The 24702-nt window shown below is 34.2% G+C and carries 23 protein-coding genes and 3 pseudogenes; 12 read left to right on the top strand and 14 right to left on the bottom strand.

Features of this window, described 5'->3' with window-relative positions; translation table 11 throughout:
• Window positions 1-18: 18 nt before the first annotated feature.
• Window positions 19-549 carry a Na+/H+ antiporter subunit E gene (locus tag OPR17_RS05375; protein WP_265021420.1) on the top strand — a complete coding sequence of 177 codons (531 nt, stop codon included), beginning with the start codon at window positions 19-21 and terminating at the stop codon, window positions 547-549.
• Here the strand turns inward: OPR17_RS05375 and OPR17_RS05370 are convergent.
• Window positions 542-958 carry a hypothetical protein gene (locus OPR17_RS05370; protein ID WP_265021419.1) on the bottom strand — a complete coding sequence of 139 codons (417 nt, stop codon included), beginning with the start codon at window positions 956-958 and terminating at the stop codon, window positions 542-544. The genes OPR17_RS05375 and OPR17_RS05370 overlap by 8 nt on opposite strands.
• A gap of 298 nt (window positions 959-1256) precedes the next feature.
• On the opposite strand from OPR17_RS05370, the gene purN reads away from it, so the two are divergent.
• Window positions 1257-1823 (top strand): phosphoribosylglycinamide formyltransferase, encoded by a 567-nt coding sequence (gene purN / locus OPR17_RS05365; protein WP_265021418.1) that lies wholly within the window; start codon window positions 1257-1259, stop codon window positions 1821-1823.
• A gap of 2 nt (window positions 1824-1825) precedes the next feature.
• Here purN and OPR17_RS05360 read toward each other — a convergent pair whose 3' ends face one another.
• Genes OPR17_RS05360 through ribF form a run of 4 tightly spaced genes read right to left on the bottom strand, consistent with a single transcriptional unit; the run spans window position 1826 to window position 5898 of the window.
• On the bottom strand, window positions 1826-3136 hold the full coding sequence (locus OPR17_RS05360) for a M16 family metallopeptidase (RefSeq protein ID WP_265021417.1): 1311 nt from the start codon (window positions 3134-3136) through the stop codon (window positions 1826-1828).
• Window positions 3123-4463 carry a M16 family metallopeptidase gene (locus tag OPR17_RS05355; protein ID WP_265021416.1) on the bottom strand — a complete coding sequence of 447 codons (1341 nt, stop codon included), beginning with the start codon at window positions 4461-4463 and terminating at the stop codon, window positions 3123-3125. Before OPR17_RS05355 ends, OPR17_RS05360 begins: the two co-directional genes overlap by 14 nt.
• Window positions 4464-4492: 29 nt before the next feature.
• Window positions 4493-4969, bottom strand: a complete 477-nt coding sequence (lspA, locus tag OPR17_RS05350) for a signal peptidase II (RefSeq protein WP_265021415.1) — start codon at window positions 4967-4969, stop codon at window positions 4493-4495.
• Window positions 4966-5898 (bottom strand): riboflavin biosynthesis protein RibF, encoded by a 933-nt coding sequence (ribF, locus tag OPR17_RS05345; protein ID WP_265021414.1) that lies wholly within the window; start codon window positions 5896-5898, stop codon window positions 4966-4968. Before ribF ends, lspA begins: the two co-directional genes overlap by 4 nt.
• Before the next feature lie 68 nt (window positions 5899-5966).
• On the opposite strand from ribF, the gene grxC reads away from it, so the two are divergent.
• The 7 genes from grxC to OPR17_RS05310 all read left to right on the top strand — a co-directional run bounded on the left by grxC (window position 5967) and on the right by OPR17_RS05310 (window position 12290).
• On the top strand, window positions 5967-6305 hold the full coding sequence (gene grxC / locus OPR17_RS05340) for a glutaredoxin 3 (protein ID WP_007550037.1): 339 nt from the start codon (window positions 5967-5969) through the stop codon (window positions 6303-6305).
• A gap of 115 nt (window positions 6306-6420) precedes the next feature.
• Window positions 6421-7293, top strand: coding sequence for a hypothetical protein (locus OPR17_RS05335; protein WP_265021413.1), 873 nt, complete (start codon window positions 6421-6423; stop codon window positions 7291-7293).
• An 856-nt stretch (window positions 7294-8149) separates the two neighbouring features.
• Window positions 8150-8749, top strand: a complete 600-nt coding sequence (locus OPR17_RS05330; RefSeq protein WP_012673206.1) for a peroxiredoxin — start codon at window positions 8150-8152, stop codon at window positions 8747-8749.
• On the top strand, window positions 8736-9674 hold the full coding sequence (trxB, locus tag OPR17_RS05325) for a thioredoxin-disulfide reductase (protein ID WP_265021412.1): 939 nt from the start codon (window positions 8736-8738) through the stop codon (window positions 9672-9674). The genes OPR17_RS05330 and trxB overlap by 14 nt, the downstream gene beginning before the upstream one ends.
• A gap of 229 nt (window positions 9675-9903) precedes the next feature.
• Window positions 9904-10785, top strand: coding sequence for an IS982 family transposase (locus OPR17_RS05320; RefSeq protein ID WP_265021320.1), 882 nt, complete (start codon window positions 9904-9906; stop codon window positions 10783-10785).
• 18 nt (window positions 10786-10803) lie between these two features.
• On the top strand, window positions 10804-11511 hold the full coding sequence (locus tag OPR17_RS05315; protein WP_182319620.1) for a uroporphyrinogen-III synthase: 708 nt from the start codon (window positions 10804-10806) through the stop codon (window positions 11509-11511).
• On the top strand, window positions 11511-12290 hold the full coding sequence (locus OPR17_RS05310) for an exodeoxyribonuclease III (RefSeq protein WP_265021411.1): 780 nt from the start codon (window positions 11511-11513) through the stop codon (window positions 12288-12290). The genes OPR17_RS05315 and OPR17_RS05310 overlap by 1 nt, the downstream gene beginning before the upstream one ends.
• A 20-nt stretch (window positions 12291-12310) precedes the next feature.
• Here the strand turns inward: OPR17_RS05310 and OPR17_RS05305 are convergent, their stop codons facing one another.
• From OPR17_RS05305 to OPR17_RS05265, 7 genes and pseudogenes are all read right to left on the bottom strand, one after another.
• A complete protein-coding gene (locus OPR17_RS05305) occupies window positions 12311-13435 on the bottom strand; it encodes a hypothetical protein (protein ID WP_406828476.1) in 1125 nt (374 codons plus the stop codon).
• Window positions 13436-13484: 49 nt separating this feature from the next.
• On the bottom strand, window positions 13485-16061 hold the full coding sequence (gene polA / locus OPR17_RS05300) for a DNA polymerase I (protein WP_265021409.1): 2577 nt from the start codon (window positions 16059-16061) through the stop codon (window positions 13485-13487).
• 171 nt (window positions 16062-16232) lie between these two features.
• A pseudogene (locus OPR17_RS07650) lies at window positions 16233-17326 on the bottom strand (IS3 family transposase).
• 118 nt (window positions 17327-17444) lie between these two features.
• The gene (gene recJ / locus OPR17_RS05280) at window positions 17445-19184 is read right to left on the bottom strand and encodes a single-stranded-DNA-specific exonuclease RecJ (RefSeq protein ID WP_265021406.1); all 1740 of its coding nucleotides are present in this window, start codon (window positions 19182-19184) and stop codon (window positions 17445-17447) included.
• Between the two features lie 60 nt (window positions 19185-19244).
• Window positions 19245-19502: a hypothetical protein gene (locus OPR17_RS05275; RefSeq protein ID WP_265021405.1), complete on the bottom strand. Its 258-nt coding sequence runs from the start codon at window positions 19500-19502 to the stop codon at window positions 19245-19247.
• Window positions 19471-20396, bottom strand: a pseudogene (locus OPR17_RS05270) (IS982 family transposase). The gene OPR17_RS05275 and the pseudogene OPR17_RS05270 overlap by 32 nt, the downstream one beginning before the upstream one ends.
• A complete protein-coding gene (locus tag OPR17_RS05265; RefSeq protein ID WP_265021404.1) occupies window positions 20359-20499 on the bottom strand; it encodes a hypothetical protein in 141 nt (46 codons plus the stop codon). The pseudogene OPR17_RS05270 and the gene OPR17_RS05265 overlap by 38 nt, the downstream one beginning before the upstream one ends.
• On the opposite strand from OPR17_RS05265, the pseudogene OPR17_RS05260 reads away from it, so the two are divergent.
• A pseudogene (locus OPR17_RS05260) lies at window positions 20481-20831 on the top strand (transposase); the annotation flags it as partial. The gene OPR17_RS05265 and the pseudogene OPR17_RS05260 overlap by 19 nt on opposite strands.
• 75 nt (window positions 20832-20906) lie before the next feature.
• Entirely contained in the window at window positions 20907-22280 is a 1374-nt protein-coding gene (gene lpdA / locus OPR17_RS05255) for a dihydrolipoyl dehydrogenase (RefSeq protein WP_265021403.1), read from the top strand.
• Window positions 22281-22285: 5 nt separating this feature from the next.
• Here the strand turns inward: lpdA and OPR17_RS05250 are convergent, their stop codons facing one another.
• Window positions 22286-22675 carry a hypothetical protein gene (locus OPR17_RS05250; RefSeq protein WP_265021402.1) on the bottom strand — a complete coding sequence of 130 codons (390 nt, stop codon included), beginning with the start codon at window positions 22673-22675 and terminating at the stop codon, window positions 22286-22288.
• 69 nt (window positions 22676-22744) lie between these two features.
• On the opposite strand from OPR17_RS05250, the gene murG reads away from it, so the two are divergent.
• Window positions 22745-23776 carry an undecaprenyldiphospho-muramoylpentapeptide beta-N-acetylglucosaminyltransferase gene (murG, locus tag OPR17_RS05245; RefSeq protein WP_265021401.1) on the top strand — a complete coding sequence of 344 codons (1032 nt, stop codon included), beginning with the start codon at window positions 22745-22747 and terminating at the stop codon, window positions 23774-23776.
• On the opposite strand, the gene gshB is transcribed toward murG, so the two are convergent.
• Window positions 23761-24690 (bottom strand): glutathione synthase, encoded by a 930-nt coding sequence (gene gshB / locus OPR17_RS05240; protein WP_265021400.1) that lies wholly within the window; start codon window positions 24688-24690, stop codon window positions 23761-23763. The genes murG and gshB overlap by 16 nt on opposite strands.
• Window positions 24691-24702: the final 12 nt, after the last annotated feature.

The following is a 24702-nucleotide window of genomic DNA, read 5'->3' as shown; positions in this document are numbered from 1 at the left end:
TAAGTTATATTACAGACTATGAAAAACCTCAACTTTAGGAAGGAAATCAAGTTTTTTTCTCTGTCGTTTATGACTTTATTTGTTCTATGGACTGTATTGTCTGGTTATTTTGAGCCGTTTTTTATTTTTTGTGGAGTGTTTTCCTCTATATTCACATTGTTTATCTTTAGAAGGTTGATAAACGCTGAAAGAGCTCTTAGCCAGATTTTAAATGGTACGAGTAGACTGTCGTTTTATAAGTTAGTAAGTTATATACCATGGTTAATGTACCAAATCATTTTATCAAGTGTTTATGTAACAAAAAAGGTGCTACAACTCAAATCTAAGCTTGAGCCAATCATTATCCTAAGAAAATGCAAAGGGCATAATGATGAAAGCATTGCGTTATTTGCCAATTCAGTCACAATCACTCCCGGAACTTTAACTATCAATGTTGAAAGTAAGCAGAAAACATATTTCTCTACCATGTATTTGATAGATAAAGATCTTGAAAGTGGCATTTCTGAAATAGAAAGTAAAATCTTAAAAATATTACGTTCAACTAAGTAATTGCTTTAAATAAGCTAACAGCATCCTTATATTCCCTTACAAGACTTTCAAGCATTTCTTTTGGAAGGCTATTGTTAACAATAGAACATAAATAGTTATACAAATCTTCTAACCTTAATATGTTATTTCTCTTCTTGCTGTTGAATTTATACGGAAAAATACCTTCCATAACTTCAATAGTAGTAGCCTTGTTTAAAAATACATTTTCACTTGTCACGCTTATTCTTGCTAAAACAGTGTTAATTTCAGGTTCGTCACTCGTATAAAAATCTGATAGCTGAGTTATTCTAATAACGTATAAAGTTACTATTTTTGACAAGCAATTATCAGCATATTCACAATTTTTTATTACCTTCCACTGAGTAACCTGAGATTTACCTATTTTTGCATTGTTCGGTAATTTACTCATTGAAATTTCTCCATTTAATTCAGTGTAATAAATTATACTAATACTTTGTTAAATAAATAATAACGCGATTACAAAAATATATACTTATAGTAGTATATTGTACAAAAATAGTACAATATCTAAACATTAAAGCTAGTGTAAGCTGGTGCATGGGCGTTATTTTTGTGTTGTCCAACAAAACCCAAAATTAGAGGCCAACTTATATAAAGAGTTTAGTCTGCCTTCTTTGATATAAAATACGTTTTCCTTTTGAGCTATTTTGTTAGTATTAACTAAATTTTAAATTAACTGTGCTACAATGAAAAAGATAAAGCTCGGAATACTAATTTCAGGTAGGGGGTCGAATATGCAGGCCTTAATAGAAGCATGTCAAGATCAGAATTTTTCCGCAGAAGTTGCATGTGTTATCACAAATAATAGCGAAGCTGCTGGTCTGAAAATAGCAGAGCAAGCAGGAATCTCAGCGTTTATTGTTAAAGATAAACCGCTTGATGCTGATAAAATTCACAAAATACTTGTTCAACAGAAGGTTGATTTAATTTGCCTTGCAGGATTTATGAGAATTCTCAAAGCTGATTTTCTGAGTAAATGGCATAACAAGGTTATAAATATTCATCCCTCTTTACTTCCGTCTTTTAAAGGCCTAAACGCTCAAGAGCAAGCTCTAAAAGCAGGTGTAAAAATTACAGGTTGTACTGTACATTATGTCACTCCTGAAGTTGATGCTGGAGCCATAATTGCTCAAGTTGCTGTGCCAGTGTTACTAGCTGATGATATTCAAAGCCTCTCAGAACGCATTCTAGCTGAGGAGCATAAGTGTTATGTAGAAGCAGTAAGATCAATAGCAGAAAATATTAATTATTGACCTTAAGTGTTTCTCCCAACTTCAACAAAAAATAAATTTTCAGGATCCAGTAAAGAACTTGCTAACTTGTTCACTTCTTCCAATTTAACATCATTAATATAGCTTACAAAATCATTCATATGGTTAATATCGCGGCTGTTTGTCTGAATATCATTTAGTTTTGCAACTATGCTGTTATTGTTAAACATAGAGAAAACATAGGAATTTACCATACTAATTTTTGTATCCCGAAACAACTGCTCATCAATTCCTTCTTTTCGAACCTTGCTCAGCGTATCTTTTATTGCTGATATTGATTGACTGGCAGTAGCACTATCAGTATTAATACTTCCAGCTATAACGTTCCCATGTTTATTGGGAATAATACTTGCATAAACACCATAAGTAATACCCAAGTTTTGCCTCAGTTCTTTCATTAATATTGAATTCAATCCCATGCCACCAAGTGCATTAATCAAGACACTAGCGTTATAATAATTAAGATCTTCATAAGCTATACCTTTTTGAGCAAAAAGTATCACACTTTGTGGTATATCCATAAAAATGTTTTTATTCTCTGCAGGGCCAAAATCATTTTTTACAGGTATTTTTCTAACTTTCGATCTTTTTGATGGCAATTTAGATAAATATTTATCTAATAGCGTAATAATTTCTTCTTTTTTTGCACAACCAGCAACACTGATAATTATGTTATCTTTAGCAAAATTACGCTTTATGTATGTTAAAACATCGTCTCTAGTAATATTTGTTATAGTATCAAGAGTTCCATATTCACTTTTTGAGTAAGGATGCTTTTTAAATAACAACGTTTCCAATTCTTTTCCAGCAACAAAAAAAGGATTTTTTTCAAGATTATTAAAATCAACTTTGGCTTTTTCGAAAACTCTATTCAACCCTTCAGAGTCAACTTTAGGACGCGTTATAGCGTCGCTAAGTAGTGAAACACCTTCTTCTAAATTCTCAGACAGAGTATCCAACGAAACTCCAAACGTTTCTAAACCAGCACTAAAACGTAGACTAATCCCTTTATCTTCAAGCTTTTTCGCAAAATCTTTGGCATCATTTTTCCCTGCCCCTTCTTGAACTATAAGAGAAGTAAACCAAGCAAGCCCTTGTTTTTCTACATTTTCATATGCATAACCTGCATCTTTAAACGATATATTTAGTGAAACTTTTGGTAAATCACAGTTTTCAACAAATAGAAACTTAAACCCTTTACTGGTGGTGATCTCCTCTATATTTAAGTTACCACTTGCTTGTAAATTAAAGCTTAGGCAGAAAAAAAATAGAAGTACAAATTTACTTATTCTCATTATCATCTCCTTTTGGTAATAAACGGCCAATTAACTTATTAGCAGAAAAAATAACACGGATTTTATTATTTACATCCTCTAGATTAACATCATTTACTTTGCTGTACGTAATATCTATTTCATCAAGTGGAATACCAAGTGCTAAGCGTGAGCCATAGAAAAATGCTATATTGTCTAAGCTAGATAGATTATCAAATTGTGCTGCCTTATACCTATATTTTGAGCTTTGCAACTCCTCATCCGTTATTCCTTTAGACATGAAGTTATTAATAGCATTATCTAACTCTCTTTCAACAATATCTAAATTAACGCCACTTTTTGGAATGACCTGAATATTAATGTAGCCATCACTAAAAGTTAAGCTGTCATACTCAGCAAATACAGACACCGCTACGTCTTTGTCTAGAACTAAATCTTTGTATAACTTGCTGGACTTGCCGCCACCTAAAATGTCAACCGCTAAATGAGCAGCAGAAGCTTCATTTATGTGCTCAAATAAGGGAACACGATAACGAAAATATAAAACTGGTTCTTTTACTTCAGTGCTCTCTAAGGTCACCGATAGACCTGCATTATGCACTGGATCCTGATTTGGGTAATTTCTCATTACAGGCTTAGCTTTAATTTCGCCATATTTTTCTTCTGCTAATTTCACTACTTCATCAAACTCCACATCACCCACAATCAGCAATATTGCATTACCAGGGTGATAATAACTATCGTGAAACCTCACTATGTCATCCTGATTGTAAGTTTTGATATCGCTCTCCCAGCCAATAACAGATCTACCATAGCCATTACGGTAAAATGCACTATCCATTTCTTCCCACAACAAGTTATGAGGTTGGTTATCAAATCTCATTTTTCTTTCTTCCAGTACAATGTTTTTTTCTCTATCTATTTTGTCTTGAGTAACATTAAAGTTTCCCATTCTATCTGCTTCAACTTCCATTGTAAGTGGTAAATCTTTTTTGGGAACCAACTCATAATAACAGGTATATTCTTTAGTGGTAAACGCGTTAAATTGAGCCCCAATGCTACTCATAGTGGCTTCTATATCTGTGAACTTTCCTGTAGTTTCAAACATTAAATGTTCAAAGTAGTGAGCCAATCCTGCTTTGCCGATTGGATCATCCATTCCCCCAACTTTGTATATTACTGCATGTAAAACGGCTGGAATCCGATGATTAGAAACAACATAAACATCTAGTCCGTTACTGAGTTTAGTATATTTTATGTTGTGCTCTATGTTTAAAGCATTCGAAGAAATTGGGTAAGTAAAAAAAAGTACAGGTAGTATAAGAAAACTAAAAAACTTATGAAGCATTATTTCGACCTAATATAAAAACAATTATTTTATTCCTCATTTTGTTTAGAAATAAGCATATCGTATATATACCACTTATATAACAATGTAAACATTCCACAAACTATAGATAAATCTGCTAAATTAAAGGCTGGCCAATACCAATCATCAATATGAAAATATATGAAATCATATACAGCTCCCCAATAGATCCTATCAACTACGTTTCCGATTGCTCCACCAATCATCAGAGAAAAACCAAGGTAAGTTGACTGATCGTCAGACTTGTATATCAAATATGCAAGTATACCAATTATTAGTATTGAAAATGCTGAAAAAAAGAAACCGCCATGTGGTAAAGCGCTACACATTCCAAAACTAATACCTAAATTCCAAACTTCAACTAGTTTTATAAAACTAGCGATCTCAATTGATTCTCCTTCATCAATCAATGAGTTTATGTACAATTTGCTCGTTTGGTCAATCAATACTATAATTAATATAACAACTAAGCATAACTTTTTCATAAATTTGCCTTTAACCTATAAACTTTAAGTATATCATAATTTATCTGTTTTGTTAACTCCTCAATACTATGGAATTTTTTTTCTGACCTTATGAATTTTAAAAGTTGTATATTGACTTTATGACTATATACGTCTTCATCAAAATCGAATATGTGCATTTCTATTATAGGCTTTTTCAGATCCTTAAATGTAGGTCTCATACCAATATTGACTACTCCATATAACCAATTTGGATTACTATCAGAAAAAGTCACTCTAGCGTAATATGTGCCAAACTTAGGTTTTATCATGCAATCTTCTATAGGAATATTTATGGTTGGAAATCCTATTTCTCTACCTCTACATGCACCTTTTGTCACAACACCAGAAGCTTGATAAGGCCTGCCGAGCAATTTATTAGCAATTTCTATTTCGCCCCTTTGTACATACTCCCTTATTGAAGAAGAAGAGCAAATTTTGCCGTCAATTATTAATGGCTCTAACTTAGTCAAAGAGTATCCATATGTTTCAGAATATTTCTCTAGAGTTAATATATTACCCAATCGTTTATAACCAAAAGTGCAATTTTTTCCGACAATTATGTGTTTAGCGCCATATTTATCTATTAAAATCTCACTGATAAAGTCATCGCAGCTAATCTCAGAAAAACCTCTACTAAAATTAATAATATATAAGTAATCTATACCATAGCTGCTGATTAGTTCCTTTTTTTGTTCTTGGTCTATTAACCTAAAATTGTTTCTACCAAATAAAACAGTTGATGGGTGAGGCTCAAAAGTTAAAACTGCAGAGGGTAATCCTCTTTCTTGTGCTACCTTCTTTAGAGTAGAAATTGCAAACTCGTGTCCTAAATGAATGCCATCGAAATTTCCGAAGGTTAGTGCTATATTATTTTCTATCCCTTGCTCACAATTATAAATAATTTTCATACAATTTGATGTTTTTACATGTTTCTTATATATAATAACTATATTTTAGTAAGCTACGGAGATAAATTGTGAAAAATGTTGTGATATATGTAAAGAAGGGCTGTCCATACTGCATAAGGGCAAAGGATTTACTAGATAAAAAAGGTGTGAAGTATGAAGAAATTGATGTGCTCAAAAACTCAGATCTATTTAACGACATAAAATCAAAGTATAACGTTAGAACAGTTCCACAGATTTTTATCAACGATAAGCACATTGGGGGGTGTGACAAATTGATGGATCTTGAAAAAGAAGGAAAGTTGGATGATATGCTAAATAATAATGACAATCACACTGATGTCACAACCTACACAAACAGCAATGATGAATGTGGAGAGTGTGTTATACCACATGATGATTTTATGTAACTTTTTATCTTGTTTTGTCGTGTAATACGTAAATGAAAACTAGTATGCTCACTTTAAACAATTCTTAATGAATTAAAAATACAATTCATTCAGTGAGTTTTTTTAGTGGGAAAAAATGACAAAAAATATTTCAATTATTAGCAGAAACTTAATTAGTATCGAATTAGTTAACAAACAAGATTTAGAGAATTTCATCAAGATTTTCACAGTGCTTGATAAACATATAGCAGCTAAAACACTTTTTACAGAAGAAGTGAGAATAGAGTATAAACAACACAACGGCATAGAAGTTGTTGAATTGCTAAAAGATACAGACTTTACATATCATGAGGTTGAAAATGTATTGAACCACCTGAGTAAACATGGAATGAAGGTGCCCAGCAGTGTTATAGCACACACCCTTTTTGCTGCATACAATCATGCACTTGAATTTAAGGATGTAGCATTTTCCTTTTCTGAAGGCTCTCCACAATTTAACATCAGAGTGAGTAAGAACACCTTCATAATAACTCCTATGAGTGAGGAGAATTTGGAATTGAATTCACAAAGTAGCAAGAAATTAATAGAGTCGTTACAGAGCGAAAAAAATATTTATGATTGTATAGTAGAAGAAAATACCATTAAAGTTATAGTGCATTCTGAAATACATCAAGCTATAAATTTGATTATAAAATCACTGATAAAGTCTCGCCTTTTAGCAAAAGAGGAAGAAGGAAAATTCAAAGAGAAATTGAGACAACTTGCTTTTAAGGATCAAGCTTTTGTTGAGTATTCCAGTATCAAAACCATCAGTAGGTATCCACATAATCATCCTCTGAGAAAGCATGAAAGTGTTACTAAGGATATAGAAAATATTTTATGTGATTTCATAGCAAATGAGAATAGCGAGTTCGCTATAGAGCGGTTAAATAGGCTGAGCTCAGCAGTTTCTCCGGATACTCCAAGAATCATCGCTAAAACTATAGATAAACTTGTTAAGTTTCACTAAGATATACGAGAGCCAATAGATTTCTTGTATTACCTTTTGTCATCCAAGTAGCCAAGGCTACTTGGTTCTTTTTTTGGGTTCCAGCGCTATGTACATAGCTGTATGAACATTGTAGCCGTTATTCAAGTAGCTATAGAAACGAAAAACTTCCTTGACAAACTCCGCTAGCCCCCTTATCATGAAACTGAAGCTATTTATTTATCTTCTCTGTACAGATCAAATGACAAAAAACTCACGTATCTGGCGTCCCATGTTTAATTTTTTGCACTATGTGCACCTTATGTCTTTATAAAATTCTAGGTTTTTACCTAATATAAGCTAAAATGCGCTTATAAAGCATTTAAAACATAAAAAAACGCCAACTTAAAAAATGGATAGTGAATAACTAGCTACCCTAGGGTTTCTTTTGCCTTTTTTTCTGTTTGGTAAATTTCTTAATGTTTATAATTTAGATTAGTTGCGGCTTAAAAGCAACTGAATCGCGGTTATTAAACGTTTAGAATAAAAAAACGCCATACTTGAAAGTATAATGTAAGTAATTAGCCAACCACGGGGCTTCTTTTGCCTTTTTTTCGTTTGGTAAATTTTTTAACATTTATAGCTAAACGACAACCGTCATCCCGCTACTTGTTAGCGGGATCTCTAGATACCGCGAATGAATCGCGGTATGACGGTTCGCGGTGGCATGACGTAGAATTTTATACTCACCAACTCAGTATTCCAACCTGGATTGTATCTTATCGGTAAAAAAGAAGAGCTATTTTAGGAAGTTTTTATAGGACTAAAACCAAAGAAAACTTGCATATAAGTTTATCAAGATGTAAAATTGAAGTTATTTTAAAAGAATAGGTTAATTATGAATCTTGTAACAAAATCTGCTATCGATTTTACTGCTTCATCTGTTCTCTCTGACGGAGAAATTGTTGATGATTTCTGTCTGAGTAAGCGCATAAAAAATAAGTATGCTGTCCTTTTTTTCTATCCACTTGATTTTACTTTTGTTTGCCCAACTGAATTGATATCGCTCAATAATAGAATAAATGAGTTTGCAAAGCGTGGTGTTGAAGTGATAGGAATAAGTGTAGATTCAAAATTTTCACATTATAAATGGCGAAACACTCCAGTTAATGATGGTGGTATTGGAGAGATTAGCTACACTTTAGTGTCTGATATCAAAAAGTCTATTTCAAGAGACTATGGGGTCTTATATGATGACTCAATTGCGCTGAGAGCAACTTTCGTTATTGATGATAAATTTATTGTACGTCATCAATCGATAAATGATTTGCCTTTAGGGCGTAATATCGATGAATTCGTTAGAATCGTTGATGCAATTAAACATAATGAGGAGCATGGTGAAGTATGTCCAGCAGGGTGGAAGAAAGGTAAGCCAGCAATGCAGGCAAGCGATGAAGGAGTAGCTGATTATCTAAACTCATACAGTGAAGAATTATAAATTTAGTACAAAAGTTCTTATTATTGGATCTGGGGCAGCGGGTTATGCTGCCGCTATATATGCAGCACGTGCAAACTTAGAGCCGATTGTAATAACGGGAATGCAGCCTGGTGGTCAGCTTACAATTACTACAGATGTTGAAAACTATCCTGGTTTTGTTTCAATACAGGGTCCAGAACTAATGGAGCAAATGAGGTTGCATGCACAAAAGGTTGGAGCAAAAATAATAGATGATGAGATAAAAAGCGTTGAACAACTTGAGGATTTTAATGAGTATAGATTTAGATCTTCTGGTAATACTAATGACTACTATTCAGATGCAATTATAATTGCATCTGGTGCGCAAGCAAAATGGCTTGGTTTGGAGAGTGAAAAGGAATTTCAAGGTTACGGAGTTTCAGCTTGTGCAACTTGTGATGGTGCATTTTTTAGGAATAAAGTTGTAGCTGTGGTTGGTGGTGGAAACACTGCTGTTGAAGAGGCGATATTTTTAACTCGATTTGCCAAAGAAGTGATATTAATACACAGGCGTGATAAATTGAGAGCGGAAAAAGTAATGCAAGATAGGCTCTTTAAAAATGATAAAATAAAAGTAATGTGGAACCATACCGTAGAGCAGATTCTTGGAGAAGAAAATCCGAAAAAGGTTACTGGTATTATAGTTAAATCAACGGAAGCTCAAGAATTAAAAGTGGATGGAGTGTTTATTGCAATCGGACACGCACCAAATACGGGTGTTTTTAAAGGCTTTGTTGAAATGGATGAACAGGGTTACATCATTACAAAACCTGGAACAACTTTAACTAGTAAAGCAGGAGTATTTGCTGCAGGTGATGTTCAAGATAAGGTATATCGTCAGGCAGTAGTTGCAGCAGGAACAGGATGCATGGCTGCGCTTGATGCAGAAAAGTTTTTGGAGTCGTAGTTAATTCTAGGATTTTAGATAAATTGCTTGCAATTTTCCTTTTCTTTTACATAATTATGTTAGTAAATTATTAGATGGGTTTAATATGCTTTATGGAGAGAATAGGACAAATACTAATGGTTACAGATATCAGAGAACTCTAGATACGCGAATTCTGGATTAAAGGAGAATAGAAAAGGCAGAAAACAGGGTAAACTCAGCAATTATAAAAAAATAGATGAGGTTACCCATGGAAGATATAACAAAACTGTTTTGTTTGGTCGATGATTTTTGCAGAGATATAGAGAAAAATTTTGCAGGCAAACTACTGCCAAATGGTAAAAAACCCACAAGAACAACGGAAATTGAGCACTCTGAAATCATGACAATAATCCTGCTATATCAACAATCTCCGTGTAAAAATTTCAAAACTTTCTATCTACACTACCTAACGTTGCTCTACAAATCAGAGTTTCCAAAGTTGCCTTCATATACCAGGTTTGTTGCTCTAAAGCCTAGGGTTTTGTGGCATTTAGCAATGTTGTTGCATTGGCTTTGTGGACAGTCAGAAAACACTGGAATTTCATATATAGACACAACTCCCATTGCAGTTTGTCATGCAAAAAGAATATCCAAAAACAAAGTTTTTGCTGGAATTGCAAAATTAAGCAAGAGTACTTACGGCTGGTTTTTTGGTTTCAAATTACATATGGTAATCAATGAAAATGGTGAAATTCATGCACTTACGCTAACAAAAGGCAATGTTGATGATAGGATACCTGTGCCAAATTTGACGGAAAAATTAACCGGCCTTTTGTTTGGTGACAAAGGTTATATTGCAAAAGAGCTTTTTCAGAAGCTGTTTGACCGAGGTTTGAAACTTGTTACCAAGGTGAAAAAAGGTATGAAAAATACATTAATTTCGCTAAATGAGAAGATTTTACTGAGAAAAAGGTCTATCATTGAGACTGTTTTTGGTTACCTAAAAAATAGACTAGAAATTGAACACACTCGCCATAGATCCCCTGTTGATTTCTTGGTTCATATCTTTTCTACTCTCATCTCCTATTCCATCAAATCCAAAAAGCCTTCTATTTCCTATACTTCCTTCCTTAATCCAGAATTTGCGTAAGTAGTGAAATAAATCAGAATGAAGTCTATTTTATTAACAAGGCCTTTATTGGACTCGTTCAATACAAGAAATATATTGAGAAAGTATGGATACAAAGTTTTTATAGAACCAGTATTCACAATAAAGTACTTAAATCCTGATATATCTGCGTACGAATTTGACGTTGTGATATCTACAAGTAAAAACAGTGTAAAGGCTTTTAGTCAAATATGCAAAGAGGATGACTTTCCGATTATTACAGTTGGTAATTCAACCATGCAGGCTGCAAAAAATTTGGGATTTTCTGATATAATCTCAGCAGACAGCAACGTTGATGGTCTGATATCATTCATAAAAGCTCATTATTCAAACGCAATAAAGTTCTTGTATATAAGGGGACAAGAAGTATCATGTGACCTAAAAAAGAGATTATCTGAAGAAGATTTTAACGTAAGAGAAGTTGTACTCTATAAAACAATTATAAAAAGGAATCTAACTAATAGGTGTAAAAATTTACTATTGGATGGTAAAATTGATAGTGTTGCTTTTTTTTCCTCACAGACAGCAAGGATATTTTGTTCATTAGTTCTAAAAAGTGGGCTATCTCATGTGATGAATAATGCAGTTGCATATACCATGAGTAAAAACATTGCTGATAGTTTAAAGTTAATCAAATGGAAAAAAATTATAACATCGAGGTTGCCTACTGGAGAGAGTTTAATTGATATAATTAATAAGGATTGTTGATGCTAAAGATTGCAACTTGGAATGTAAACTCCATACGTAAAAGAGTTAACCAACTTTGTAGTTTTATAGTTGATAGTCAGATAGATATAATTTTGCTGCAAGAGATAAAATGTATGGAAGAGCAATTTCCTTATGCAGAGATAGAGAAGCTGGGATATGAATGTGCTGTCTATGGACAAGTTGCAAGAAATGGCGTTTGTGTTTTATCTAAATATCCGATACTGGAGAAGTTTAAGATTGATATCGTAGAAGGTTATCAAGAAGCGCGTTATATAGAGTGCATAATAAAGCACAATAATCAGAAGGTAAGGGTGGGAAGTGTATACGTTCCAAACGGTCAAAGCCCGGACTCTCAAGCATTTGAATATAAACTCAAGTTTTTTGATAATCTATATGAAAGGATGAGCACTTTGTTAAAGAATGAAGAGTTAACTATTATAGCTGGCGATTATAATGTTGCACCTGATGAAATTGATGTCTTTGATTCAAACTTATTGAATGGCCAAGTGTGCTTTCATATAAGAGAACGTGAGAAATTAAGAGCGATCTTGAATCTTGGGTTTAAAGATGCGTTTAGAATATCTCACCCAAACTTGCAACAATTCACTTGGTGGCATTATCAAGGCAATTCACTCAGAAATAATCAAGGAATGCGAATAGATTATATGCTGTTATCACCACAAGCTGTAGATAAATTGGAAATATGCTACATAGATGATAGATTGCGTAAGCTAGAAAATCCGTCTGACCATACTCCTGTTGTATGTGCTATAGAATAATAGCAGATCTCTTACACAATTCACTTTTGGCAAACCTGAGTAGTCTTACCTTTGCTGCTCTGTGGTTTTTCCCTTCGTTTGTTTTCCTTTCCTGTCCAAGATTGATCGTGCTGCTCACTTTTTTCGTTTCCTACCTGGGAAATTTGCTCAGGAACAGGCTGTTGTTCACTCTTTTCTTTTCCTTGGGAAATTTGTTCAGAAACAGAGGTGCCTTTCTCAACTTCTGTAACTGGGGTTTTTAAAATATCATCAATGCCCTCGAGAATTTTTCCATTCAGTTTTTCTCTCTTTTCTGTATCATTTTTATCTTGTGAGTTAGGGTCATACAAAGTACCTTTTTTGTTATTTGAAAAAAGAACTCCCACTCCTCCTTTTATAGCAAATATTGCACCAATAGCAGCAACAACTACCGCAAGTGTAGTAGGACCAAAAATTGATATTGAAGCAATGGAAAAAAGAATAGGAAGAAAGATCTTACGTAAGAACGTTGTTACCATCTCTTCATCACTGAGTGGTGGTTCATCCTCTTCTTTTTCATCTTTACCTAAGAATGGTATTTTTTCTTTTACCCCATTCATAAAAGAGCTGGAAATATTTTTAGGATCTACCTTTATTCCAAACGGCCACCCGAGAAGCTTTATTAGTGAATCTTTAGCTTCTGTTTTACGTATATCAGCTATGCAATCATTTACTACTTGCTTTATTTTACCATTTTCTAAATTCTCTTCATTAGCTAAATTTTCTTTTTTAATTTTTTTAGATACGGAAACTAAAAACTGAAGAAAATTTTCTTCACTTAGTAACTTTATATCTTCTTGATTAATATTCTTGAATATACCTTCATGATTTTTTGATATAAAAGTAAAAATTTTCTTTTCATTTTCATCCTGTAATCGAGGTAACCGTTCCTTTAATGACTTCAGATCACTCTGTAATTTTTGTTTTTCTTTCAATTTCTGTTTCTTCTTTTCTATTTCCTGTTTCGTTTGCTCTTCTAGTTTTTCTGGATTTTTAAAAATATCTAGGAAAGTACGATAGATTAACTGATGTTTCTCTTTTTCAAATTTAAAAACTTTCTCATCTTTGTTAGTTACCTGAGTAGGTAACTTTGGAGGTTTTGAACTTTTTACTTGTGGGCCTGTCATGGCTGACCTATTTGCATTTGCTATGTTCTATTCTAACATATTTTCCGTATTAGTTCAAATGATTTATACTCCTAGAATTCACGATGTTTAAGTCATAATTAAGGGAATTTAGACCCCAGTTGTCGCCAACTTTTATTTCTACTTCAAGTGGTACAGAAATTTCTATTGCATTTTCCATTATATCTTTCATAAGTTTTGCTGTTTCTTGTACCTTTTCGTCCTCTACTTCAACCAGTAGTTCATCGTGAACCTGGAGGATTATTTTACCTACTTTCAATTGGTCAAAAAGCTGAATTGTCGCACGTTTTATTATATCAGCAGCGGTTCCTTGCAGTGGTGCGTTTATTGCTGCCCTTTCTGCAAATTGTCTTATATAAGGAATTGTATTGTTTATGTCTCTTACAAAGCATCTCCTGCCAAACAAAGTTTCTACATAACCATGCAATCTTGCGATAGACACTGCTTTTTCCATATAGGCCTTTATTTCTGGGTAACAGGAAAAATAGTAATTAATGTATTCAGCAGCTTCCGCAATGGTAATTCCAAGCCGCTTTGCAAGACCAAATGGGCTAATGCCATATATAATTCCAAAATTGATGGATTTTGCTTTGCGTCTTAATTGCTCATCTATTTCTTGCACTCCAAAAACTTGCCTTGCGGTGATCTCATGAATATCTTGTCCGTTTGCAAAAGCTTCTTTAAATGCTGCAACGTTTGCAACGTGTGCCAGGAGTCTTAATTCTATTTGCGAATAGTCAGCAGAAATTATCTTATGCCCTTTTGGCGCAATAAATGCTTGTCTGATAAGATTTCCCTCTTCGCTTCTGATAGGAATATTCTGTAAATTAGGATTGCTGGAGCTCAGCCTTCCAGTTGCAGTTGCAGTCGTTGAAAAGCTTGTGTGTATTCTACCATCAAGTGAATCAACTTGCTTTATTAATGCATCAGTGTAGGTGCCTTTTAATTTACTTAAATGTCGCCAATTTAAGATTTTACTTGCGATTTCTACCCCTTCTTCTTCGAGTGCCTCTAGAACTTCATAATTGGTGCTATACGATCCAGATTTTTTTGACCTTTTCTTTTTATTAAGCCCCATTTTGTTGAATAAAACATCACTTAATTGTTTTGGCGAAGCAATATTAAATCTTTCTCCTACCAAATTATATATCTCATCTTCAAGCACGGCAATTACCTGCTGAAATTTATCGGACAGCTCCTGTAATTTTTGTATGTTCAGTAATATCCCATTTTTCTCCATATCAAATATTACTTTCATAAGTGGCTTATCGAAGCGCTCGTAAATTGTGAACAATTTTTCCTGAAATAACCTTTGCTTTAGCTTTTCATGAATTGCTATTAAAGTTTTTGCCGAGAAAATTTCTGCATTTTCACTCAAATTATGCGCAACTATGTTTGGAATACTGTGATCGTGTTTTCCTGTATCCAAGCTATACGACATTATCATCAAATCATCAACTGAATCTAGCATCTTCTCTACTGTAGGGAAGATTTTCCTGATTTCTTTAATGTTATGTATTATTTTAAGCACTCCATTTGAGAGCAAAGTTAAGTTAATTATAATGAGTGCATCTTGTATGCTGTCTTGCTCTATATAAAAAATATTACTTTCGCTATAAGATAGACTTAATACATTGTTTTCAAGGTGGTAATGAATTGCAATTTTGCCTTCATATCTACAGTGCTCTAAAAATTTCTCTAACTCTTCACTACTATACTCTATTTTTTCTTCTGTGCTAGACCCACTATAGGAAAAAAGCTTTTCCACTTTCCCTATCAAGGAATTGAATTCATACTTCTTTAAAAAGGATAACAATTTCTCCATGTTTGGAGAATGGACTTCATATTTTGCAATATCATGTTGAAGGTCTACTTTTTCGCATAGTGATAAAAGTTCTCTTGAAATTAGTGCTTTTTCCTTATGTTCGGTAAGAATATTACGAATCCTCGTTTGCTCGATGTTATCAATGTTCTCTATAATATTATTCAATGAATCAAATTCATCTAATAATTTAGTGGCAGTTTTTGGGCCTATTCCTGGAACGCCTGGAATGTTATCAGATGCATCACCAGTTAGAGAAAATAAATCAAGAAGCTTGTGTGAGTTTACACCAAATTTTTCTACTACTCGTTTTTCATCTATGTATATATTTTTAATGGGGTCGAATATTAAAACATTGTGGTTCAAGAGTTGAAACAAATCTTTATCTGATGAAACGACTACCACTTTAAAGTCTTGGTGGTTGGCGTATTTTGCAGCTAGTGTTGCGATTATGTCATCTGCTTCATAACCTTCAATTTCTTCATAGCTGAAGTTAAAAGCTTCTACCGCTTCTCTCAATATTGCAAACTGTGAAGTGAGATCCTCAGGAGGCGTTACTCTGTTTGCTTTGTATTCAGAATATAAATTGTGCCTAAAATTCTTTTTCCCTGCATCAAGTGCTATAATTAAGTAGTCCGAATGGGCAATGTACTTAAGAATCATATTCAGAAAGCCATATACACCACCTATTGGCATTCCTGTTGTGGTAATTAAGTGAGGTAGTACATAGTAAGCTCTGAAAAGAAAACCATAGCCATCGATGATTGTGAAAGTTTTTTCTTTCATTGTAGATATTTATGCGTGCTTTTGATGGTCCACTATTTAGCTGAGAAAATCAAGTTTTTGTTTTTCTGCTTTTGAGCGTTGTAAGAGATTTTACCGAAAATAGCATTCATGATGGGGATGTACACATATGACCTTACCCAGAAAAAGTGGAGAGAAAGTTTGGAATGTTTTTTACAAAAAGAATGATGCATCAAATTGTTCTGGAATGCAATAGTTAATAGTGACGTTGTTTGTTATAAAAAATTTCTAAGTATTCAAATATTGCAGTTCTAGTTTGTTGAGCAGAGTGTTGTGAAGTATCAATAAGTATTTCTCTTTTCAATGAGCTAAAGAAGCTTTCTGCAACAGAATTGTCGTAACAACAGCCTTTGTTACTCATCTATATTGTTTACAGCTAAGAGATATTGATACCCTTGCGCAGTATATTGTGAACCTTGGTCACTGTGCAGCAGTAGATTTTTAACAGGTTTACGCCTATTAATGGCCATTAATAAAGAGTTCATAACCAATTGTTTATTTATTGCACTACTCATTAACTACCATACGTGAGAATTATTGCTGCCAAATATAGCCATCCCTCCTTGGTTTTGATGTAAGTAATCCCATACTTTATTTGGTTGATCAACAATAAAGTTTTGATCTAGTATATTGGGAGCTACAGCTCTATTATCTGTTTGTTGTTTTTTAATTTTAAACTTTCTTCTCAGTATAGCCCTGATGTCATTTTTCTGCATAATACTTTGCACCGTTTTTAAATTGCAACTTTTACCCAAAGCCTTCAATTCAGCATGAATTTTAGGAGCTCCATATCTACATTTAGAAACTTGATATATTTTTTGAATAGCTGCGAGTAGCTCTTTATTTGCTGATTCTCTACTGCTTATTTTCCTTGTGGTCCACTTATAGTAGCCACTAGCAGAAAATCCTACATAATTCCTGTACTTTATAGCAGTTACTATATAAAAAAATATTTTACTCTTTTTGACTGGCCAGGGCTTTTTTTTAAATGTCTCTTTCCCTTGTTACTCTTGCTAACTCTCTTTGTAAATCAAACCTCTCTTTGTCGTAAGGAGCCATGTTACCTCTACCTGGAAATGCTTCTGCTGCCGACTTTTTTCGTTGTGTTTCTTTATCCATTTTCCTAATAAACCACCCTTTATTCCCAAATCCTTTGCTGTTTTTGTAATTGTTTGACCTGCCTTTCTTTGTTCATTTGCCAGTTTAACAGCTTCCAATTTGAATTCTGCTGTATATTCTCTTACCATTTCTAATCCTCCAAAATTTTATTTTACCCAAAAAAACTCTTTTCTTTCTCTCCACTTTTTCTGGGTAAGGTCAGTTTATCTTGTCTACCTATTTTGCCACTCTGCTGAACAGATACACTCAACTAATGGTCAATACATCTTCTATTAAAAATTGTACAAATTCATTGCCATTCCAGTAATTCATAGAGATTTTACCCAAAATAGCTTTAACATTACCCTGCATGATAGCAGAGCCAAGATGAGTATTTGCAGAACGAAATGCAATAGCTCTTACCATAACATTATCATCAGCAATAAAACATTTTATATGGTCAACTCCTATAACTTCAGGCTTTCTTATCTTTGCTCCCTGAATGATAAACCTTGGTTCAGGATTTCCAACTCCAAATGGTCCTAAGCGTTGCAATTGATTCCATAAAGACAAGTTTATTGCTTTAGCAGTTACTATACTATCAGCTTTTAAAGTTTTCTCATTTATAGAATTTGAAAATCTTTCAGTAAAAAAATCATGCAAATCATTTATTTTGTCTTCTTTAATTGAAAATCCTGCCGCCATACTATGGCCACCACCTTCAATAATCAAATTTATAAACTTTGCGGAAAGGACTGCAGCACCGATATCAACTCCCAAAATTGATCTACAGCTTGCTTTTCCTATTCCATTATTTAAAGATATCACTACTGTTGGCAAGTGAAACTGCTCCTTTAGCCTTGATGCAATTATACCAATTACTCCCTGGTGCCAATTGCCACTTATCATTATAAAATTCGCACCTGATTGGGCAGACTTTTCCGCTTGTGCTGTAGCTTCCAAGAGAGCCTCATTTTCTAACACTTTTCTTGCATTATTCAAATCTATTAATTTTAGCGCGATTGAATGTGCCTCTTCATCATCATCGGTGGAAAGCAACCTTGCACCAAGCGATGCTTCTCCAATTCTTCCTCCAGCATTTATGCATGGCCCAATACTAAACCCTAATTGAGAAACACTTGGTTTTTCAAGGATTCCCAAAGCATCAAATAAAACACGCAAGCCAACGTTTTTTCTTGTTGACATAACTTTTAATCCTTGTGAGACAAGTGCTCTATTGAGGCCTGTGATCTGCATAACATCACAGACAGTTCCCAGGGCAACCAAATCCAATAGATCAAATAAATCTGGTTCTTTTTTGTTGGTAAAAAATCCTTGCTCACGTAGGCTTTTATTAAGAGCAACAATTAGCAGGAATGACACTCCAACTGCTGCTAGGTTATTATAAGGAGAGCTCTCATCAAGGCGATTTGGATTCACAACTGCTACGGCGCTTGGTAATTTTTCCGTACCAAGGTGATGGTCAACAACTATAATATCAAGACCAAAAGCCTTTGCATCTTCTATTGGTTGATATGCAAGCGTACCACAATCAACGGAAATACATAAATCAATTCCATTCTTTTTAAGTTGTAATAAAGCATCTGTGTTTAATCCATAGCCCTCATCAACACGATCTGGAATGTAGATTATAGAGTGTACATCGATTGCTCTCAGGTACCTGTTAATCAATGCTGACGACGTTGCACCATCAACATCATAGTCACCAAATATTGCAAGGTTTTCATCATTTTTTATTGCCCGTATTATACGAGAAACAGCTTTATCCATATCAAGAAGGTGAAAGGGATCTGGTAATAGCGATCTGATTAGTGGATATAAGAAGTCGCTTGCATTTTCTATGTTAACACCACGAGTAACCAATATTCTTGCTAATATTTCTGGTAACTCAAATCTCTGTGTAAGAGTTAAGATTTGCCTTTGATCTGCTTCTTGCAACTTCCACAATGCATTTGTTATGCTGCGCTTTTCAATTTCAAGTAGCATATTCTTTCTTTGTAAATAAAACTACTTTACCAGAATTTTTAAGCTTGTTCTATAATTGTATTAGACTTCTGCATAACCTAAACTAAGTAGAAAAAAGGTATCATCTAAGTAGCTGACACTGGTCTCCATCCAAGAGGGCAGTAGCCCCTTCGGTGTCATTCCAGCGCGTGACCAGGTCTTTTTAGCTATCATAGGATGACAGAAGCAGACACTCCACTTTGTCGTTCCAGTGCCTCCTTTTTCTGTCATTCCAGTGCCTCCTTTTTCTGTCATTCCAGTGCCTTGACTATTTGGATCCAGGAAAAAGAATGGTGTCATCCCAGTGCCCCATAAACGCGAATTCTGGATTAAGGAAGGAAGTATAGGAAATAGAAGGCTTTTTGGATTTGATGGAATAGGAGATGAGAGTAGAAAAGATATGAACCAAGAAATCAACAGGGGATCTATGGCGAGTGTGTTCAATTTCTAGTCTATTTTTTAGGTAACCAAAAACAGTCTCAATGATAGACCTTTTTCTCAGTAAAATCTTCTCATTTAGCGAAATTAATGTATTTTTCATACCTTTTTTCACCTTGGTAACAAGTTTCAAACCTCGGTCAAACAGCTTCTGAAAAAGCTCTTTTGCAATATAACCTTTGTCACCAAACAAAAGGCCGGTTAATTTTTCCGTCAAATTTGGCACAGGTATCCTATCATCAACATTGCCTTTTGTTAGCGTAAGTGCATGAATTTCACCATTTTCATTGATTACCATATGTAATTTGAAACCAAAAAACCAGCCGTAAGTACTCTTGCTTAATTTTGCAATTCCAGCAAAAACTTTGTTTTTGGATATTCTTTTTGCATGACAAACTGCAATGGGAGTTGTGTCTATATATGAAATTCCAGTGTTTTCTGACTGTCCACAAAGCCAATGCAACAACATTGCTAAATGCCACAAAACCCTAGGCTTTAGAGCAACAAACCTGGTATATGAAGGCAACTTTGGAAACTCTGATTTGTAGAGCAACGTTAGGTAATGTAGATAGAAAGTTTTGAAATTTTTACACGGAGATTGTTGATATAGCAGGATTATTGTCATGATTTCAGAGTGCTCAATTTCCGTTGTTCTTGTGGGTTTTTTACCATTTGGCAGTAGTTTGCCTGCAAAATTTTCTCTATATCTCTGCAAAAATCATCGACCAAACAAAACAGTTTTGTTATATCTTCCATGGGTAACCTCATCTATTTTTTTATAACTGCTGAGTTTACCCTGTTTTCTGCCTTTTCTATTCTCCTTTAATCCAGAATTCGCGTTATAAAGGTATTGGATCAAAGACGGCGAGCGTTCTACTGACAGAGGTGCCTGAGCTTGGTAGATTAGAGAATAGAGAAATTGCATGCTTGGTTGGAGTTGCACCTAAAACTAGTGAAAGTGGAAGAAAAGTTGGCAAAGCTCAAATCAAAGGAGGCAGGTTTTATGCAAGGAAAGCACTATACATGTCAGCTCTTGTTGCTATGCGCCACAACAGAAAAATGAAAGCGTTTTATCAGCGTTTGGTTGATTCTGGCAAAGCTGCTAAGGTTGCATTAGTTGCTGTCATGAGAAAAATTATCGTTTGTTTAAATGCCATGATAAAAAATAACAACTTTTATCTTGACTCTTAAGACGGTAGATGACAGACCATTGATTGTATGGGTTCCATCTGTTATATATAATCTTTTTGAATACGAAGAAAACTGATGAATGAGTATGATATTACGGTTATAGGTAGCGGTCCTGGTGGTTATATAGCGGCAATTAGGGCGGCACAGCTTGGGTTTAAAACTGCAATTGTGGAAAAAGAAAAAAATTTAGGCGGTATATGCTTAAATTGGGGATGTATACCAACAAAATCACTGCTTAGAGCATCTGAGGTTTATAGGCTAATAAAAAGATCAAAAGAGTTTGGTATAGAAGTAAAGGAAGCGAGTTTTGATATACAATCAATAGTGAAATATTCAAGAAACGTTGTTGATAAATTGTCAAGTGGTGTTGCATATTTGATGAAAAAAAATAATATCAAAGTTCATCAAGGTTTTGGTAAACTTGCAGGCAATAGTACTATAAAAGTCGTTAGCGATAAGGAAGAACAAGAAATTGTTTCCAAGCATATCATTTTAGCAACAGGCGTGAGGGCACGGAATCTGCCTGGAATAGAGGCAGATGGAGATTTAATATGGAATGCGCAGCACGCTATGACTCCAGAGAGATTACCAAAATCGCTACTAATTATAGGGTCTGGTGCAATTGGAATAGAATTTGCAAGTTTTTATAGTACTTTGGGGGTTGATGTAACAATCATAGAGATAAAGAGCACTATTTTGCCGCTGGAGGATAAGGATATTTCAGATTTAGCACAAGAAATATTCACAAAACAGGGGATAGAAATATATACAAGCAGTAGCGTAAAAGCTCTTACTAAAAGTAAAGACTCTGCTCAAGTGCTACTAAGTAGTGGTGAGAGCAAAGAATTTGAGAGGGTGATTGTTGCGGTTGGAATTCAAGCAAATATTGAAAATATAGGTTTAGAAAATACAAAAATTAAATTAAGCCTTTCTGGCTTTATTGAAACGAATGAATGGTATGAAACTAGTGAATCAAATGTGTATGCAATAGGTGATGTAGCTGGCCCACCATGTTTAGCACATAAAGCGAGCCATGAAGCCGTGATCTGCATTGAAAAGATTGCTGGTAAAAATGCTCATGCGTTAAAAAAAGAATGCATACCAAATTGCACTTATTCTCATCCACAAATAGCGAGCATCGGCCTCACTGAGGAACAGGCAATAAAAGGTGGGTATGATATAAAAATAGGAAAATTTCACTCTAACTTTAATGGTAAGTCTGTTGCACTCAGTGAAACTGAAGGGTTAGTGAAAACGATTATAGATAAAAAAACCGGAGAAATTCTGGGTGGCCACATGATAGGTGCAGAAGTAACGGAGTTAATTAGCAATTTTGCTCTTGCAAAGCAACTAGAAGGAACAGACTTCGACATAAAATCTACGATTTTTCCTCATCCAACCATTTCAGAGATGATACATGAATCAGTGCTTGCTGCAGATGTTAAATAGTTGAACTAACGTTCCATCGTTTTAGAGTTGTCAATGTCTTGGGTAGTAGTTTGATTAGGCACTTTAATTTCAATAGATTGATTACCAGCATCAGAATTCTGTAACTCTTCTTTCAATCCCTTAGCTGCTTCTTTGACTTCAAGCTTTGCCTTTGGATGAAGATCTTCTGGGCCTTTTCCTTTAGTATCCAAACCTTGTTGTAGATTAGTGCTTTTCATTTTATTATGCTGCTTGTGCTCAGGTAGGTCAACGACCGAATTGAAAAGAATTTTTATTATATTTTTTAGCAGTTCTAAAAAACCTCCGCTTCTGCCTTCTCTTTGTTCTTGAGGTTTATTTTTCTCATTAGGTTCTTTTTTACTATTACTTTTAGGCATTTTTAACTCAACTATCATAAGGCTTAATAAAATTCTACGTGCAAATTGTTAAATAACAGTTAACAATCTAGGATTTATTATTTACAGATGGATATTATTTTAGCAACAGGTGGCACAGGTGGGCATATCTTTCCGGCCATAGCTTTAGCAAAAGCACTAAAGACACAAGGATACAATTGCATATTATTCACTGATAAAAAAACAAATAAAAATACCGACATAGAAAGCTACACCTTACCATTACGTAGACCAAGCAGCAACAAATTTAAGTTTTTCCTTTTCTTGATATACAGCTCTATGTTAGCACTGTATCAAGTAAGAAAATTAAAACCAAAATCGGTCATTGGTTTTGGTAGCTATGCTTCTTTTCCAACTCTTCTTGCAGCAAGAGTTCTTTCTATACCTATAATTTTACATGAACAAAACACAGTTTTAGGGAGAGTAAATAGATTCTTTTTCAAGAGTGCAAAATTAATTGCAACCAGCTTTCCGGAGACTAAATATGCAGAGGGCAATAAATGTATTTTTACAGGAAATTTTGTTGATATAAAAGCACAGAGCCATTCTAGCACTGAGAAAATCCTAAATATATTGGTCATAGCAGGCAGCCAAGGTGCAAATTTTTTTGATGATGTAGTAAGCAGCGTAATTTGTGATTTACCTATTAAAATGAAAAAGAAAATTAGAGTGACGCAGCAATGTACGAAGAAAAATGTAAACAAGGTCAAGAGTCTATACAAAAGTGAAAAGATCCATTGTGAATTGAGTGAATTTTTTGATGATATGGAGAATAGACTGGCCAATGCTCACTTGGTAATTAGCAGAGCAGGAGCAACTTCAATAGCAGAGATCACTCTTGCTAGGCGTTCTGCTATATATATTCCTTACCCTTACTCAAAAGATAATCACCAATTTTATAACGCAAAATATATTGAAGACTCGAGAGCAGCTATAATAGTTGAGCAGAATAGTGAAGCAAAAAAAAATCTAACAGAGGTACTATTTGATCTATTAAATAATTCTCAAAAATTGCGTGATATGAACAATAGTACAGAAAAAACAGGGATAAAGAATGGGACTACTGAGTTTGTTAAGGTGATTGTTCACAGGTTTAGTTGATGGCTGCTTGCTTTTTCTTCAAACACGTCCCAAAGATCCTTTTCTAGCGATATATTATACAATTTATTGATATGAACTACTCCCGTGGGTGAAGTTGTGTTAATTTCGAGCAGGAAGTCATCTATAATATCAATGCCAACAAATATTAGCCCTCTTTTCTTTAATTCAGGACCAATTTTGTTACATATTTCATTGTTTCTATCGTTCATTTGAGCGGGCTCAAAACTTGCTCCAAGTCGCATGTTTGTTCTGATCTCTCCACTGATTTTTGGAATTCGTTTCATTACACCAATTGGTTGGCCATAAAGTAGCAATATTCTTTTATCTTTATCTATGTTTTTACAAAATGATTGTGCAATCACAGGGCATTCGTATTTTGCTATCATGAGATCCACTACTACATGAATACTATTCTCATCTTGTATTCTTATCACATCGTTTCCTCCATAACTATACAATGGCTTCAGAATAATATCTTGATAGTTGTAGTAGAAATCTCTAATCATTGATATATTTTCAGTAATCAAAGTTGGCGGAATTAGCTCTGGAAATAATGAAGTTATCAATTTTTCAGGACAATTTCTTATTTCTGTTGGATTGTTAATTACCAATGCGCTGGTTTTTTCTAAGATATATGTTGTTGTAATATAACGCATATCAAAGGGTGGATCCTGTCTGATAAATATGATGTCCATTTCATTCAAGTTGATTGCTACATCCTCTTTAGAGATAAAACTAAAATCATCAACGCTGACTTTCTGAGCCAGAGCAATTGGATGGTTTAGCTTTAGTGCTAAATTGTTAGGAGCATAGACAAAAACTTCGTGCTTCCTCCTTTGTGCTTCCTTTATTAGCACGAATGTAGTGTCAGTTTCAAAATTTATATTTTCATCCATCTGAAAGGCAACTTTCATTTATGTTCTCTA

Source organism: Wolbachia endosymbiont (group A) of Icerya purchasi, from assembly GCF_947251635.1.
In the GTDB taxonomy this organism is placed as follows: domain Bacteria; phylum Pseudomonadota; class Alphaproteobacteria; order Rickettsiales; family Anaplasmataceae; genus Wolbachia; species Wolbachia pipientis.
Note: the sequence above shows the minus strand (reverse complement) of the source record. Positions and strands in the feature narration are given on the sequence as shown.

Bases quoted from the DNA above. Each gene is read 5' to 3' on its own strand.
- murG (WP_265021401.1), top strand. From the start codon at position 22,745: ATGGATATTATTTTAGCAACAGGTGGCACAGGTGGGCATATCTTTCCG.
- OPR17_RS05335 (WP_265021413.1), top strand. From the start codon at position 6,421: ATGACAAAAAATATTTCAATTATTAGCAGAAACTTAATTAGTATCGAA.
- OPR17_RS05370 (WP_265021419.1), bottom strand. From the start codon at position 958: ATGAGTAAATTACCGAACAATGCAAAAATAGGTAAATCTCAGGTTACT.
- OPR17_RS05320 (WP_265021320.1), top strand. From the start codon at position 9,904: ATGGAAGATATAACAAAACTGTTTTGTTTGGTCGATGATTTTTGCAGA.
- OPR17_RS05250 (WP_265021402.1), bottom strand. From the start codon at position 22,675: ATGATAGTTGAGTTAAAAATGCCTAAAAGTAATAGTAAAAAAGAACCT.
- lspA (WP_265021415.1), bottom strand. From the start codon at position 4,969: ATGAAAAAGTTATGCTTAGTTGTTATATTAATTATAGTATTGATTGAC.
- OPR17_RS05330 (WP_012673206.1), top strand. From the start codon at position 8,150: ATGAATCTTGTAACAAAATCTGCTATCGATTTTACTGCTTCATCTGTT.
- lpdA (WP_265021403.1), top strand. From the start codon at position 20,907: ATGAATGAGTATGATATTACGGTTATAGGTAGCGGTCCTGGTGGTTAT.
- recJ (WP_265021406.1), bottom strand. From the start codon at position 19,184: ATGCTACTTGAAATTGAAAAGCGCAGCATAACAAATGCATTGTGGAAG.
- OPR17_RS05375 (WP_265021420.1), top strand. From the start codon at position 19: ATGAAAAACCTCAACTTTAGGAAGGAAATCAAGTTTTTTTCTCTGTCG.
- ribF (WP_265021414.1), bottom strand. From the start codon at position 5,898: ATGAAAATTATTTATAATTGTGAGCAAGGGATAGAAAATAATATAGCA.
- OPR17_RS05355 (WP_265021416.1), bottom strand. From the start codon at position 4,463: ATGCTTCATAAGTTTTTTAGTTTTCTTATACTACCTGTACTTTTTTTT.
- OPR17_RS05275 (WP_265021405.1), bottom strand. From the start codon at position 19,502: ATGACACCATTCTTTTTCCTGGATCCAAATAGTCAAGGCACTGGAATG.
- gshB (WP_265021400.1), bottom strand. From the start codon at position 24,690: ATGAAAGTTGCCTTTCAGATGGATGAAAATATAAATTTTGAAACTGAC.
- OPR17_RS05315 (WP_182319620.1), top strand. From the start codon at position 10,804: ATGAAGTCTATTTTATTAACAAGGCCTTTATTGGACTCGTTCAATACA.
- OPR17_RS05310 (WP_265021411.1), top strand. From the start codon at position 11,511: ATGCTAAAGATTGCAACTTGGAATGTAAACTCCATACGTAAAAGAGTT.
- polA (WP_265021409.1), bottom strand. From the start codon at position 16,061: ATGAAAGAAAAAACTTTCACAATCATCGATGGCTATGGTTTTCTTTTC.
- OPR17_RS05305 (WP_406828476.1), bottom strand. From the start codon at position 13,435: ATGACAGGCCCACAAGTAAAAAGTTCAAAACCTCCAAAGTTACCTACT.
- OPR17_RS05360 (WP_265021417.1), bottom strand. From the start codon at position 3,136: ATGAGAATAAGTAAATTTGTACTTCTATTTTTTTTCTGCCTAAGCTTT.
- purN (WP_265021418.1), top strand. From the start codon at position 1,257: ATGAAAAAGATAAAGCTCGGAATACTAATTTCAGGTAGGGGGTCGAAT.